The organism is Bradyrhizobium sp., from assembly GCF_017881085.1.
In the GTDB taxonomy this organism is placed as follows: domain Bacteria; phylum Pseudomonadota; class Alphaproteobacteria; order Rhizobiales; family Xanthobacteraceae; genus Bradyrhizobium.
This window is the reverse complement of the sequence record NZ_JADGRI010000132.1, coordinates 1-13,293: the sequence shown is the minus strand read 5'-3', so window position 1 is coordinate 13,293 and position 13,293 is coordinate 1. Positions and strand designations below refer to the sequence as shown.

Below are 13,293 nucleotides of genomic sequence, written 5' to 3'. Positions count from 1 at the left end.
GCGTGCGGGGATGCCGGGTGATTTCCGGTGCGACCGCTGTGAATACTCGTGTGCATTCTGAACTACCCCAGCGCACACGAGGCTGCGGGTGCACTGGGCGCCCGGCATTTCCCACGCCCTCTCTTGGGCGGAAGGTTTTGCAAAACTCGGGCGTATCGCGCCGCGGGAATTATACGCACGTCTTGCAATCGTCATTGCGAGCGAAGCGAAGCAATCCAGCTTTGCCGCACGGAAAGCTGGCGCAATGACGGTGTTGGCTGTTTGAAATGTGAATCCGAACATCGAGCCGCGGTCGCTTTCGGCCTACGCCCTCGCCTCCTCGCCCAGCACTTCCAGCACCAGCTCCATTGTCATCAGCACCGGATTGTCGCCGCGGATCAGCGTCCCTTCCGCGAGGCCGCCGAGGTAATCGACCAGCGCGACATCCAGCTCCGCCACCAGCGTGCCGTCCGGATGCGACGCGACGGTGCCGGAGCGGATCGCAAGTTCGGTCGCGAACGGCACGACGCTGCTTCCATCGGTGAAGCGGGCGCCGATGGTCGAGCCGACGCCGCCGCGCAGCCGGGCGCGCAAGATGCCGTGCTGCCGGCAGAAGGCTTCCAGCGCGCCGGCAACATCCTGGTTCGGCCGCAGCCGCAGCGCAAAGGCGCGGCTGGTCGTCTTCGCTTCGCTAAGCGCGCGGGGCACCGGCCCGAACAGTTTGAAATTCGTCTCGGGGTCGGGCTCCCCGGTGAATTCAGCGCCATCGAGGCCGAAGGCGTCGACCTCGAACGGCTCGGCGACCACGGTCTCCTCGGGCAGGATATGGCCGCCGCCGTTGCGGCCGTCGGCCTCGCGCCACAGCGCGTGGCAATGGAAGAAGGGCGCGCCGTCGCGCTGTCCAAGAGTCATCGCGCCCGTCTTGAGCCGTGTGACGCCGGCGGGGCGGAAGGTGTCGCTGTAGAACGCGGCGTTCTCGCCGGTCTTCGACAGCGCCGGCATGACATAGGCGAAGGGGCCGAGCGACCCTTCCCTTATGTTCAGCACGCCGCCGGCAAATCCCTCTCGCGCAAACCCGCGGCGCGCCGCTTCCAATAGCGATAGGCCAGCTTGCAGCGTGAAGGAGAAGGCGCGGCCACGCGCTTCCACCCACTGGATGCGCTCGGGCGCGGGTGGACCGGGCTGTTGAATGCTTCGCATCAGCTTGTTTGCTTGGTCGTGAGATCGAGCAGCCCGCGCGCTTCCAGCTCGTCGCGGACCAAGCGTTTCGGCACCTTGCCGTAGCCGGATTTCGGCAGAGCGTCCCAAAAGAAAAACCGCTTCGGCATTTTGTAGCGCGGCACTTTTGGAGCGAGGAAGCCGGCCATGTCCGCCTCGCTCACGGCGCTCGCGCCCTCCCGCACGACGCAGACGGCAACGCCCACCTCGCCCCAGACCGGATCGGGCACGCCGAGCACCGCGACTTCGCCGATCGCGGGATGGGTCAGGATTTTTTCCTCGACCTCGCGCGGGTAGATGTTGGAACCGCCGGAAATGTACATGTCGGAGGCGCGGCCGGTGATGTAGACAAAACCTTCCTCGTCCATGTGGCCGAGATCGCCGGTGCGGAACCAGCCGTCGCGAAACGCCTTCGCGTTGGCCTCGGGATTGTCGTAGTAACCCGCGAACACGGCGGGGCCGATCACGCAGATCTCGCCGGTCTCGAACGGCTTCAGTTCGCGCCCGTCATCGCCCTGGATCGCAACCTGCATGCCCGTGCGCTCGAAGCCGCAAGTACCGATCCGCGCCTGCGGCCCGTCATCGGGATCGTGCAAGGTCGGCGGCAACACGGTGATGTTGCCGGTGACCTCGCCGAGCCCGAAATACTGCACCAGCACCTTGCCGAGTTTCTTCAAGGCGGTCTTCTGGTCCTCGCGATACATCGGCGCGCCGGCATAGATCACGTGGCGCAGCGAAGAATGGTCATGGCGGTCGACGGCGGGATGTTCGACCATCATCTTCAGGATGGTCGGCACGGTGAAGATGTTGCTGACGCGGTGCCGCTCGATCAGCCGGAACGCCTCGTCGATATCGAAGCGCTCGGTGGACAGCAAAATGGTCGGCACGCCGCGCGCGGCCTGCACGAGCTGATGCACGCCGGCGCCATGCGACAGCGGGGCGACGACGAGCGAGGCGTCATTCTCCGTGGTCCCCGGCATGAGGTCGGCGAGGTGGTTGGTGATGACAAAAGCCATCTGGCCGTGGGTCAGCACCGCCGCCTTGGACCGGCCGGTCGTGCCCGAGGTGAAGAAGAACCAGCAGGGATCGTCGTACTCGACCCCGGCATTTTCAACACTTGCGCTGGCATGCGCCGCGACCGCGGCGCTGACGGATGTCTCGCCGAGCGTTCCCTCGCCGATCCGCCAGGTAAAGCCGAGCGCCGGGCACGCGGCTTTCACGGCCGCCGCATGGCCCGGAAAATCGCCGTGGCACAGAAACGCCTTGGCGCCGGAGGCGGTGGCGAGATAGGCCACCTCGTCCGGCATCAGCCTGAAATTCGTGGGCACCCAGACCGCGCCGAGCCGGAACGCTGCAAACATCGACCAGAACATCTCGTCGCCATTCTTGGAATGAACGAGGATGCGGTCGCCTTTCGTGATGCCGCGCGCGGCCAGCGCCGCCGCCAGCGCCGAGACTTTGGCGTCGATCTCGCGCCAGGTCGAGCTGCGGTCGCCCCAGATGAAACCAACGCGGTCGCCATGCCGGCGGGAATTCTGGGTCAGGAGATGCGCGAGGTTCATGACCCGGCGCGACATCCGCGTCACGCCGCCTGTCGGCGCGGTGGCGGTCTCTTCCGTCACCGCCGTCCCATCCAGACGCCGGCCGCCAGCAGCACGATGCCGGCGACGCCGGAGACAATGCCGTGCTTGTAATGCATCCGCGTCACGCCGGCCTCATGCCCGGGGAAGAAGCCCGGCAACTGATCCGCCGGCAGCAGGAAATAGACCGCGGCAATCACCAGCAGGACGACGCCGAGCAGGTTCAGCACAAGCTTCATGGAGGTTTCCCCTTGGACACTGGGGGGGCGTTTTGTCGGGCCCCGTACCGTCGTCGGGCCTTGTTTATCGCCATCCGCCGCCGCCCCGCAAGTGGAGCTAAAAGGCGCGATCAGGATGAACATCCTGATTGCCATGCCGGGTCGCCTCCACAAGCGGCGCGGACGTTCCGCGTCGGGTCGACTGGGGTGCGGTCAGCGCAACCCGGTGCCGCCGCAGCGCTGGCATTTGACGACCTTGTCGCCCTTTTTCAGCAGACCGTTGCCCTCGCAATTTTTGCACTTCTGCTTTTTCTTGACGTTGGGGCCTTTGTCGTTGGCCATGATAATAACCTCTCCGGCGATGATTTCGCGCGCACGGCCGTGATCCAAGCACATATTCTCGTCTATAAGCACGCCATAACTGATTTGAGCACAGATGCGATGAGCGACATCGTCAACAACACGGCCCATCACCGCTACGAGCTCACGGTCGACGGCCACATCGCCGCGACCCATTACGAACTCGCCGACGGCGTCATCACCTTCGTGCACACCGAAGTGCCGCCGGAACTCGGCGGCAAGGGCATCGGCTCGAAACTGATCAAAGGCGCGCTCGACCAGGTGCGCGCCGACGGCCTGAAGGTGATCGCCCAGTGCCCGTTCGTGAAGGCCTATATCGACAAGCACCCTGAATATGCCGATTTGCTGAAAGCCTAGCGCGAGTCGAGCAACTTGCTGTCATGGTGTAGCCGGTTTGCATGCGAGCGTTGACGGATCTAAATATCAGACCTGAATAATCATTCAGCGAAACAGAATCATGGCGACGGTCAGCGTCCGCGACAACAAGGCCCTCTCCCGCTTCGAGCTGGACGCCCAGGGCGGGCTGGCGTTCGCGAATTATCGCCTGACGCCATCGACCGTCATCATCACCCACACCGAGACCCCGCCTAGCTTGCGTGGCCGCGGCATCGCCTCGGAACTGGTCAAGGGTGCGTTGCAGCTGATCCGCGGCGATGGAATGAAGGTGATTGCGGGTTGCGGTTTCGTGGTGGATTATCTGCACAAGCATCCGGAATTCGCGGATATCGCGGGATGATTGCATGGTTGCCCCCGCTTTCGCGGGGGCGACGATCAACTCACACGATCCTGATCGACATGTCCGGCAGGCCTTCCAGCTTGCACAGCAGCACATCGCCCTTCACGACCGGGCCGACATTCTCCGGCGTGCCGGAATAGATGATGTCGCCGGCCTTTAGCTCGAAGGCCTCGGATAATTTTGCAATCTGCTCGGCAACGCTCCAGATCATCTTGTCCAGATCGGAGTTCTGCCGCACCGTGCCGTTGACGGCGAGCGAGATCGCGCCCTTGGTGAAGTGTCCGGTCTTGGGAACCGGATGGATCGGGCCGAGCACCGCGGCGTGATCAAAGCTCTTGCCGATTTCCCACGGCTTCTTTTCCGCCGCCATGCCGTTCTGCAGGTCGCGCCGGGTCATATCGAGGCCGAGCGCGTAGCCGTAGACGTGGTCGAGCGCCTGTTCTGGGGAGATATTGCTGCCACCCGATTTCAGCGCCGCCACCAGCTCGACTTCATGGTGATAATTCCTGGTCAGCGAAGGATATGGATGGTCCGCGACGGCTCCGATCGCGACATTCTGGATCGCGTCGGTCGGCTTCTGGAAAAAGAACGGCGGCTCCCGCGTCGGATCCGAACCGCGCTCGATCGCGTGCGCGGCATAATTCCGCCCGATGCAATAGATGCGGCGGACCGGAAACACGCCCTCCTCGCCGACGATCGGGATCGTCGTCGCAGGCACCGAAAAAATCGGCTTTGGGCTAATTTGCGCTTCGGCCGGAACGCTGTGTGTCGCCGCGCCCGCCAGCGCCAGCGCGCCTGTCGCGAGAATGGTTCGGCGATCGGGATTCATGGGCATGCTCCTTGTTTTCCCCGCTTTTTCTTGATCGGACGCGTATCTAGCGCCGCGGGGCCAAGCCCGGCAAGGCCCGCGCGAGCGCGGACCTTGATCCCTGCCTGCAGCGGAATCATCAGTGCTTGATTTCCGGCGGCAGCTTGCCGCCGTTCGCGGCCAATTTCGCCATCACCTGCTTGTGCAGCCAGATGTTCATGCTGGCCGAATCATTGCTGTCGCCGCTGTAGCCGAGTTCCTTCGCCAGCTCCTTGCGTGCTGCGAAGCTCGAATCGATATCGAGCGCCTTCATCAGATCGACGATCGAGGTGCGCCATTCCAGCTTTTCGCCCTTGGCGGCGGCCGCCTTGTCCACGATGGCCGCGACATCGACGGATTGCGCCGGCGCGGCCGGTGCGGAGGAACCTGCGGGAGCCGCCCCCGTGCCGGCGGCACCACCGGATGCAGGCGTGCTGCCGCCTGCGGGCGTCGCGGCTGCCTTGGAGCCAAAGATCGCGCTCATGATTTTGCCGAAGATGCTCATCGTTTGCTCCCTGTGAACTTGAAGATGCTGTGAAGGCTTGAACGGCACTTTGCTTCGCTGCCGGCAGCGCCAGGGCCGGTTGGTGAAAGTCTATTCCGGGTCGGGAGCATTGCCAATGCAGCACGCAGCCGCAGGCAAACGAGCCGGCGGAAATCGGTTATCTGCGGCGGAATGACGGCAGAATGGCAACGCATGTGCCCACTTGCTGACACAGCGCAGCATCACCGAAGCGTGAGCGACGGCGCGGATGAATGGGAGTACCGTTACGGTTCAGTTCGCGACATGGCCAGCTTCGGTTTTCTGTCTTCGCGTCTGGCCCTGATCGTGATCGTTTCCAAAGACGGCCGCATGCGCGCGCAAGCGAGCCCGAAATGCGCGGCAAGCGGCAAGGGAGAAAACGACCATGGCCACCCCCTATCCCGGCAATGTCACACCATTGGCTCAGCCTGCGCCGGACAGCGCGGCTGCGCCGATCATCCAAACCATCGGCCTGTCCGATCTGCATGAGGCACTGCGGCTCGGCTGGGAGGATTTCAAGGCGGTGCCGAGCCACGCCATCATCCTCTGCGCGATCTATCCGGTGCTTGGCCTGGTGCTGGCGCGCACGGTGCTGGGCTATTCGGTGCTGCCGCTATTGTTTCCGCTGGCCGCAGGCTTTGCCCTGCTCGGGCCGTTCGCGGCACTCGGTCTCTATGAGCTCAGCCGCCGCCGCGAGGCCGGCGAACCCGCGTCCGCCTGGGATGTGGTCGAGGTCCTGCGCTCGCCCTCGTTCGGCGCCATGCTCGGGCTCGGTACGCTGCTGCTGACGCTGTTCGTGACCTGGGTTGCCACCGCCCAAGAGATTTACGTGGCGGCGTTCGGTTACCAGGCCGCGGCCGATGTTCCCGACTTCGCCAGCCGCGTGCTGACGACACCGCAGGGCTGGTGGCTGATCGTGGTCGGCTGCGGCGTCGGCTTCCTGTTTGCCCTGGTGGCGCTGTGCGTCAGCGTAGTTTCGTTCCCTTTGATGCTGGACCGTCATGCCGGCATCGGCGACGCCATGGTGACATCGCTGCGGGCGGTGGCGCGTAATCCCGTTCCGATGGCGGCATGGGGATTGATCGTCGCCCTGCTGCTGGTTCTGGGATCGCTGCCGCTGTTCCTCGGGCTTGCCGTTGTCATTCCGCTGCTCGGCCACGCCACCTGGCATCTCTATCGCAAGGTAATCGCGCCGGATCCCAATCCGCGGCCAATTCCTCCGCGCCCGCACCGCGAGCGGCGCCCGGCGGCGGATTTCCCGGCCAACCTGTTTCCGTGGCGCCGCAAGGACCGGGCATAGCCCCTGACAGGCAACGCAAATAAGCCGCCGGTCGATTATCGACCGGCGGCTTTCGCGTGCTAAGGGTCGGTGGTTGTTTCATCACGTTTCACTCGCCAGGAATCACCGGTTCCCAGCGAGCCTTGTTTTGGCCGCGGTTGCCATCGACATTCCGAATCGTCGGGGAAACGTTCTTCATTCGAGAAATCAATTCGGAGTAGAGGTCCCGATGACCCCTCAATTATCCTTCCGAGCCTTCCTGGTTGGTGCTGTGCTGACAATATCGGCAGCGCCGGCGCTGGCTGCGACCTGCGGCGCTGGCAGTTTTGCAAGCTGGCTCGACGACTTCAAAACCGACGCAGCGGCCAAGGGAATTTCGCAAGCCGCGATTGCCGCCGGACTGAACGGGTTGACGCCGGACCAGGCGGTGCTCTCGCGGGATCGCTCGCAGCGGGTCTTTAATCAAAGTTTCGAGGAATTCTCCGGCCGCATGGTGCCTCCCCGCCTCACCCGCGGAGCGAATATGATGAAGCAATACGGGTCGGTGCTCGGACGCATCGAACAAAGCTACGGCGTTCCCGGCGAAGTGCTGGTGGCGATCTGGGGACTGGAGACGGATTTCGGCGTCAATACCGGGAAATTTCCGACCATCCGCTCGCTGGCAACGCTGGCGTACGATTGCCGCCGCGCGGATACCTTCCGGGCCGAGCTGATGGACGCCCTGCGCATCCTCGAGCGTGGTGATCTGGCGCCGTCAGAAATGCGCGGCGCCTGGGCCGGCGAAATCGGCCAGACCCAGTTCATGCCGTCGTCCTATCTGAAATACGCCGTCGATTTCGATGGCAACGGCCGTCGCGACCTCCTGCACAGCGCGCCCGACGTGCTGGCATCGACCGCCAATTATCTCGCCAGCTATGGCTGGCAGCGCGGCAAGGACTGGGAGCCCGGCAGCGCGAATTTCAACGTGCTCCAGCAATGGAACAAGAGCGAGGTCTATGCGAAGACGATCGCGTATTTTGCTACCCAGCTCTCGCACGCCCCCTGACTCCTGGAATTTGTCCCGTCCCGCGCCCGAAGGGCCGATCGCTTGGCGCAACCGGCCCCTCTGCGCGAGGCTTATTTCGCCACGTGCATCGCTTTGCCGATATGGGCAGCACAAGCCCCCATCTTGCCCTCGAGCATCGCAGCCTGCGCCATCGCGACTTCCTTCTGCGCCACCGCCTTGCCTTCGCCGTCGGCCATGCCTTCGATCATGGATTCGGTTTTGGTCAGGTTCTCGCCGCTGCAACCACCCATGCTCGCAGCAGATGCGGGAACAGTCGAGTAGACAACGGCAGCCATTGCGGCTGCTCCGAGTAACTTATTGATCATGTTGCTTCCCCAATTTCCTTCTTAAACAGATGCAGCGTCATTGCCGGAATCTGTGCGACAATTCATCGCCGACCGGAGCGGAGTTTCGGAATGAATTTCGCGCGATAAAACTGTGATGAGCGTGCGATGCAGGGCCTCATGCGTAACCACGCATTTGCATTACACGTCGGTAAGATTGCCGCGTGGCGGCATCGACCTTACCAAATCATGTTCGGTGAGATCATGCCGATGAGGGGCGCGCCGGCTCGAGAGCTTACGCGGCGTTGCGCGGCTGCGTTTCGGAATCCTGCCTTAGCACCGCAGCTCCCGCCAAACGCGGCTGTCCACGGCGCCATGTGTCGTCGTCCCGAATCGCCGGATCGAGAGGCACCGAGATGGGAACCGGGCACGCGTCACGCATCCGCTTCAACTCTGCATTATACTGCAACGCGGCACAAATAATGAGTTTTAATTCATAATTGTTTGACCGCATGCGAATCACGCATGCGAATGCAATATTGCAGCCCTATCTGGGAGCCTGCAGAGCCCGGTTTTGGCTTCCCCGGACTTGTCTTCGACCCGCCTGGAGCTATCTCTGCCTTCGTGACCACCGTGTCCGCGATGTGCCAATACTGTGATTACACGGAAGATTTTGGGGTATTGGAGCGACGATTGGGTCACTCGAGGGGCTTCTTGGAGCGCCTGCGCTGAAGGGTTAATCGTTTCTTACCTTTGCCATGCGCTCTATGCTTAGCTGCACCGCACCATTTGATCTTCTGGAACGAGAAACATCGCACTATATTCATTTCAACGACGCGGCTTGTCCAAGAGCTGAATCGTAACTGCAAGGAGACTACCATGTTGCTTTCGCTCATTCGCATGATCCAGGCGTTCCGGGACTATCAGCGCAATGTCAGCGAACTGTCCCAGCTCAGCGATCGCGAACTGGCCGATATTGGCCTTGATCGCTCGGACATTCCGCGCGTTGCCTCCGGCTCCTATAACGGCTGATATTCATCAGCTGACTGTCGAACGGATAACGCCCGCCGTCGCCGCGGGCGTTGTCGTATCTGCCGCTACGCGCTACCTCTGTGCCTATGACAGGCACCAAATCCCACACTGAGTCCGTGCATATCGTCGGCGCCGGCCTCGCCGGCTCGGAAGCCGCCTGGCAGGTTGCCCAGTCCGGCATTCCCGTGGCGCTCTACGAGATGCGTCCGGTCAGGATGACGGAAGCGCATCGCACCGACGGCCTTGCCGAACTCGTGTGCTCCAATTCATTTAGGTCCGACGACGCCGCCAATAACGCGGTCGGCCTGTTGCACGCCGAAATGCGGCGGTTGGGCTCGCTGATCATGCGCGCGGCCGACGCCAATCAGGTGCCCGCCGGCGGCGCGCTGGCGGTGGACCGCGACGGGTTCTCCGCAGCCGTCACCCAGGCGCTCAACGACCATCCCCTGATCGAGATCCGCCGCACGGAGGTCGACGGCCTGCCGCCCGCGGACTGGCGCAACGTCATCGTCGCGACCGGGCCCTTGACCTCGGCGCCGCTGGCGGAGGCGATACGCCAACTTACCGACGAGAACGCCTTGGCGTTCTTCGACGCGATCGCCCCGATCGTGCACCGGGATTCCATCGATATGTCGGTGGCCTGGTTCCAGTCGCGCTATGACAAGGTCGGCCCGGGCGGCACCGGCGCCGATTACATCAACTGTCCCCTGACCAAAGAGCAATACGACGCCTTCGTGGACGCGCTGCTGGCCGGCGAGAAAGCCGACTTCAAGGAGTGGGAAACCAATACCCCCTATTTCGACGGCTGTCTGCCGGTCGAGGTGATGGCCGAGCGCGGCCGCGAGACGCTGCGCCACGGCCCGATGAAGCCGGTCGGCCTGACCAACCCGCACGACCCGACCGTCAAGGCCTACGCCATCGTGCAATTGCGCCAGGACAACAGGCTCGGCACGCTCTACAACATGGTCGGCTTCCAGACCAAGCTGAAGCATGGCGCGCAGCAGCGCGTCTTTCGCACCATTCCCGGGCTCGAGAATGCGGAATTCGCCCGGCTCGGCGGGCTGCATCGCAACACCTTCCTGAATTCGCCGAAGCTCCTGGACGCGCAGTTGCGGTTGCGGGCGGAGCCGCGGCTGCGTTTCGCCGGCCAGATGACCGGCTGCGAAGGCTATGTAGAATCCGCCAGCATCGGGCTGATCGCCGGCCTTTATGCCTCGGCCGAAGCACGCTCGACATCGCTGGCCCCGCCGCCCGCGACAACGGCGCTGGGATCGCTGCTAGGTCACATCACTGGCGGCCATATCGAAACCATCGAGCCGGGCACGCGCTCGTTTCAGCCGATGAACATCAATTTTGGGCTATTTCCGCCGCTCGCCAGCCCTCCCACCAAGAAGCCGGACGGGTCGCGGCTGCGCGGCAACGAGAAGACCGTTGCCAAAAAGCAGGCGATCAGCGCACGTGCGCTGGCCGATCTCGATTGCTGGATCGCCGACAACCTGCAGATAGCTGCGGCAGCGTGAGCGCCTCATGAGTTTACCGAGAGACGACGCCGCTGTACTTTCGGCGCGATGGATCGAAGGCGTGTTGTTGAAGCGCGACGTATTTTCCACGGTCGAACGCGGGCGCTTTCGTGGCGATCAAGGCGAAGTCGATGCGGTGCTGCGTCGGCTCGATTCCGTGCCATGGTGGTCGTATCTCCCGGCGCTTCATCTGTTCGGACGCGAGCGCCGCGCATTGACGCTGGCGCGCGGCCTCGAGGTCGGACCGGAACTCTTGTGGGCCGGCCGCCAGGCGCTGGTGCGCGGCTTCATCGACGGGGTGGCGTTGCATCTGGCAAAACCATCAGGCGACGTCGCCTATTTCCGATCCGCCAAAGCGGCGCTGCGCAAGCTGCATCGCGCCGGTATCTGCCATAACGATCTCGCCAAGGAGCAGAACTGGCTGCGCGGCAGCAACGGCCGCGCCTATGTCACTGACTTCCAGCTCGCCGCCTGCTTCAAGAAGCGCGGCCGTCTGTTCCGTATCGCGGCCTACGAGGATCTCAGGCACCTCCTGAAGCACAAGCGCAGCTATGCACCGGAAGCGCTGACGCCGAAGGAGCGCAAGATCCTGGCGCACAAATCCTTTGTCGCCAGCCTCTGGCTCAAGACCGGCAAGAAAGTCTACCGCGCCATCACCCGCGGCCTGTTCAATTTTACCGACCGCGAAGGCGGCGGGCGGCGGCTGGTCAATGACGCCCCGCTGCTGATCGAGCTGATCCGGAAGAATCCTGACGTCCGCGATATCGCCATCGTCGCCTTCGCCGACCGCCGCACCGGCGTCGGGCTCTATGCCTTCGTCGAGGCCGACCGGACCGCACTCGAGGCGCAACTGCGCAACGAGCTCACGGCGGCGAAGGGCCCGAAACCGCCGGAGCATATCCAGGTGGTGCAGGCCCTGCCGCGCGACGCCAGCGGCCATCCGCGCACCGAAATCCTGCAGCTCGTCGCCATGAACCAGCTCGACCTGATCGAGCCGATGATGAACAGCGATACCGACCGCGCGTTCCTGAAAGACATTCTGGAATCGCGGAAGAATTTGCGGGATCGGTTCAATTTCGAGGCGGCCGACTTGGCCGTGCCTTCGACTACAGACGTCGTCACCCGCGAAGGCGGGTGATCAGCCGGTCACCCGCCCGGCTTCTTGACGCAGATCGGATCTCCTTTGGGCTGAGCGGTGCATTCCCAGTCAGTACCAAAGCCAGCACTCGCGCTGCGCTGTTGGAAGTCCGGGAAATAAGTCACCAGAAAAGCAAAGACGCTCACGAGGACGATTAAGGCGAGCACAACGCCCACCATGCCATTCCGGTACGGGGTCCACTGCAGCCATTTCGCTATCGAATCATATCACGCGGTCACGCCCGAAACAGCCGCGACCGCGACGCCCGCCACAGCGTCCATAGCGTCCGCAGCCTTGATGTGGCGTGGGGGGTGAAGAGATCCGTATCCGCGCGCGCCATCCGCTCGAGGTCGCGGGAGACCCCCGCCAGCGGCAGAAACACCGGCCTCACCTGCGGTGGTGTGCTCGATAGCAGCGCCAAGGCGGAGTCCAGGTGTCCGCGGGCTTCGGCGATCAGCTGATTTAGCGCCGCCCGCAGCTTTGGGGTTTCCTTGCCCGCAAACACCTCTTCCATGCCGCTGCCGTGGCTCTTCAGCAATTGCAGCGGCACGAACAACTGACGCCGCGAGGCGTCCAGCGGCAGCGCCGCCATCACCTGCGCCATGCCTTGCGCCAGCCCGGCGTGGCGCGCGAGATGCTCGATGTCGGGGGATTGCCAGCCGGCGACGGCGGCGCCGAGCGAGAACAGCGCTGACGAGGTGTCCTGGATATATCCTTCGAGGGCCGCCATGGTCGGCATCGGATCGTTATAGAGGTCGAACTGATGCTCGTTGACGAGCCGCGACAGCCGCTCGACCGGCAGGCCGCGGTTCTGGATCGCGAGGTTGAGTTCGGCCGCGACCGGATTGCCCTCGACGCCGCCATGGCCCTCGCCCGCCAGCATATCGGTCCACCATTGCAGCCGGATTTCACCCGGCAGCGGCTGGCTCACGACCTCCCTGACGCGGGAAATCTCGACATTGAATGCGTACACGGCGAGCAGCCCGCGGCGCTGGTCGGCCGGCACGAACAGCGTCGATCCGTAGCGGGCAAAATCGTGGCTGCGCACCAGCTCGGCGCAGAATTCGCGCGCTTGCCGGCCCTCGTCCGCGCTGCTCATGGCACCGCGATCAGGGCCGCAGCGACCCGACGCCGCTCGCCGATCATGATGTTGTAGGTCCGGATCGCCGGTCCCGTCTGCATCGCGTCCAGCACCACGCTGACCGCGCGCAACGCCTGGCGAAGTTCGGAGGGCGGCAGCCAAACCCCGGTGCCGGTGCCGATGATCAGCGTATCGATGCCGTTAGCCGCGGCGAATACCCGCTCCAGAGACGTTCCGTCGATCTCCTCGGGCCTGATGACCGGCCATCCCCAGATCGCATCCGGCAGGCACAGCAGCGAGCCGCGATGCGACATGTCGGCAAAAGCGAAGCCGCCATTGCCGTAGGCCTCGATAGGAGCGGACCTCGGAAAATGCGGCGCGTCCGAGCGGCTCGGCATGGCTAGGACTCTGTTTGCGGGTGCAGGATCTTGTCCGAAAACCGGTTCCCACTTT

The 13,293-nt window shown here is 63.6% G+C and carries 17 protein-coding genes; 7 read left to right on the top strand and 10 right to left on the bottom strand.

What is annotated here, in order from left to right; genetic code table 11:
• Positions 1–303: 303 nt before the first annotated feature.
• From QZ213_RS14325 to QZ213_RS14310, 4 genes are all read right to left on the bottom strand, one after another.
• The gene (locus QZ213_RS14325; protein ID WP_291686736.1) at positions 304–1,179 is read right to left on the bottom strand and encodes a DUF296 domain-containing protein; all 876 of its coding nucleotides are present in this window, start codon (positions 1,177–1,179) and stop codon (positions 304–306) included.
• Positions 1,179–2,819: an acyl-CoA synthetase gene (locus QZ213_RS14320; protein ID WP_291686735.1), complete on the bottom strand. Its 1,641-nt coding sequence runs from the start codon at positions 2,817–2,819 to the stop codon at positions 1,179–1,181. Before QZ213_RS14320 ends, QZ213_RS14325 begins: the two co-directional genes overlap by 1 nt.
• Positions 2,816–3,016, bottom strand: a complete 201-nt coding sequence (locus QZ213_RS14315; protein WP_291686734.1) for a hypothetical protein — start codon at positions 3,014–3,016, stop codon at positions 2,816–2,818. Before QZ213_RS14315 ends, QZ213_RS14320 begins: the two co-directional genes overlap by 4 nt.
• 192 nt (positions 3,017–3,208) lie before the next feature.
• Positions 3,209–3,466, bottom strand: coding sequence for a hypothetical protein (locus QZ213_RS14310; RefSeq protein WP_291686733.1), 258 nt, complete (start codon positions 3,464–3,466; stop codon positions 3,209–3,211).
• Here QZ213_RS14310 and QZ213_RS14305 point away from each other — a divergent pair.
• Both QZ213_RS14305 and QZ213_RS14300 read left to right on the top strand, forming a co-directional pair.
• Complete coding sequence (locus tag QZ213_RS14305; RefSeq protein WP_291686732.1) at positions 3,437–3,712, top strand: GNAT family N-acetyltransferase; 276 nt, start codon at positions 3,437–3,439, stop codon at positions 3,710–3,712. The two genes, QZ213_RS14310 and QZ213_RS14305, sit on opposite strands and share 30 nt — an antisense overlap.
• Before the next feature lie 100 nt (positions 3,713–3,812).
• Entirely contained in the window at positions 3,813–4,091 is a 279-nt protein-coding gene (locus QZ213_RS14300) for a GNAT family N-acetyltransferase (RefSeq protein WP_291686731.1), read from the top strand.
• 40 nt (positions 4,092–4,131) lie between these two features.
• Here the strand turns inward: QZ213_RS14300 and QZ213_RS14295 are convergent, their stop codons facing one another.
• Together QZ213_RS14295 and QZ213_RS14290 are read right to left on the bottom strand one after the other, a co-directional pair.
• On the bottom strand, positions 4,132–4,920 hold the full coding sequence (locus QZ213_RS14295; protein ID WP_291686730.1) for a fumarylacetoacetate hydrolase family protein: 789 nt from the start codon (positions 4,918–4,920) through the stop codon (positions 4,132–4,134).
• Positions 4,921–5,038: 118 nt separating this feature from the next.
• Positions 5,039–5,443: a DUF3597 domain-containing protein gene (locus QZ213_RS14290; protein WP_291686729.1), complete on the bottom strand. Its 405-nt coding sequence runs from the start codon at positions 5,441–5,443 to the stop codon at positions 5,039–5,041.
• A 403-nt stretch (positions 5,444–5,846) separates the two neighbouring features.
• Between QZ213_RS14290 and QZ213_RS14285 the strand changes: the two genes are divergently transcribed.
• Positions 5,847–6,761 (top strand): DUF2189 domain-containing protein, encoded by a 915-nt coding sequence (locus tag QZ213_RS14285; RefSeq protein WP_291686728.1) that lies wholly within the window; start codon positions 5,847–5,849, stop codon positions 6,759–6,761.
• A 208-nt stretch (positions 6,762–6,969) separates the two neighbouring features.
• On the top strand, positions 6,970–7,785 hold the full coding sequence (locus QZ213_RS14280; protein WP_291686727.1) for a lytic murein transglycosylase: 816 nt from the start codon (positions 6,970–6,972) through the stop codon (positions 7,783–7,785).
• Positions 7,786–7,856: 71 nt separating this feature from the next.
• Here QZ213_RS14280 and QZ213_RS14275 read toward each other — a convergent pair whose 3' ends face one another.
• Entirely contained in the window at positions 7,857–8,081 is a 225-nt protein-coding gene (locus tag QZ213_RS14275; RefSeq protein ID WP_291686726.1) for a hypothetical protein, read from the bottom strand.
• An 867-nt stretch (positions 8,082–8,948) separates the two neighbouring features.
• Between QZ213_RS14275 and QZ213_RS14270 the strand changes: the two genes are divergently transcribed.
• The 3 genes from QZ213_RS14270 to QZ213_RS14260 all read left to right on the top strand — a co-directional run bounded on the left by QZ213_RS14270 (position 8,949) and on the right by QZ213_RS14260 (position 11,759).
• A complete protein-coding gene (locus tag QZ213_RS14270) occupies positions 8,949–9,101 on the top strand; it encodes a DUF1127 domain-containing protein (protein ID WP_291686725.1) in 153 nt (50 codons plus the stop codon).
• A gap of 86 nt (positions 9,102–9,187) precedes the next feature.
• Positions 9,188–10,621 carry a methylenetetrahydrofolate--tRNA-(uracil(54)-C(5))-methyltransferase (FADH(2)-oxidizing) TrmFO gene (gene trmFO, locus QZ213_RS14265; RefSeq protein ID WP_291686724.1) on the top strand — a complete coding sequence of 478 codons (1,434 nt, stop codon included), beginning with the start codon at positions 9,188–9,190 and terminating at the stop codon, positions 10,619–10,621.
• Positions 10,622–10,628: 7 nt separating this feature from the next.
• Positions 10,629–11,759 (top strand): serine/threonine protein kinase, encoded by a 1,131-nt coding sequence (locus QZ213_RS14260; protein WP_291686723.1) that lies wholly within the window; start codon positions 10,629–10,631, stop codon positions 11,757–11,759.
• A gap of 8 nt (positions 11,760–11,767) precedes the next feature.
• Here QZ213_RS14260 and QZ213_RS14255 read toward each other — a convergent pair whose 3' ends face one another.
• Genes QZ213_RS14255 through QZ213_RS14245 form a run of 3 tightly spaced genes read right to left on the bottom strand, consistent with a single transcriptional unit; the run spans position 11,768 to position 13,238 of the window.
• The gene (locus QZ213_RS14255) at positions 11,768–11,938 is read right to left on the bottom strand and encodes a hypothetical protein (RefSeq protein ID WP_291686722.1); all 171 of its coding nucleotides are present in this window, start codon (positions 11,936–11,938) and stop codon (positions 11,768–11,770) included.
• Between the two features lie 56 nt (positions 11,939–11,994).
• Positions 11,995–12,858 (bottom strand): phytoene/squalene synthase family protein, encoded by an 864-nt coding sequence (locus QZ213_RS14250; RefSeq protein WP_291686721.1) that lies wholly within the window; start codon positions 12,856–12,858, stop codon positions 11,995–11,997.
• Positions 12,855–13,238 carry an MTH938/NDUFAF3 family protein gene (locus QZ213_RS14245; RefSeq protein ID WP_291686720.1) on the bottom strand — a complete coding sequence of 128 codons (384 nt, stop codon included), beginning with the start codon at positions 13,236–13,238 and terminating at the stop codon, positions 12,855–12,857. The genes QZ213_RS14250 and QZ213_RS14245 overlap by 4 nt, the downstream gene beginning before the upstream one ends.
• Positions 13,239–13,293 lie beyond the last annotated feature (55 nt).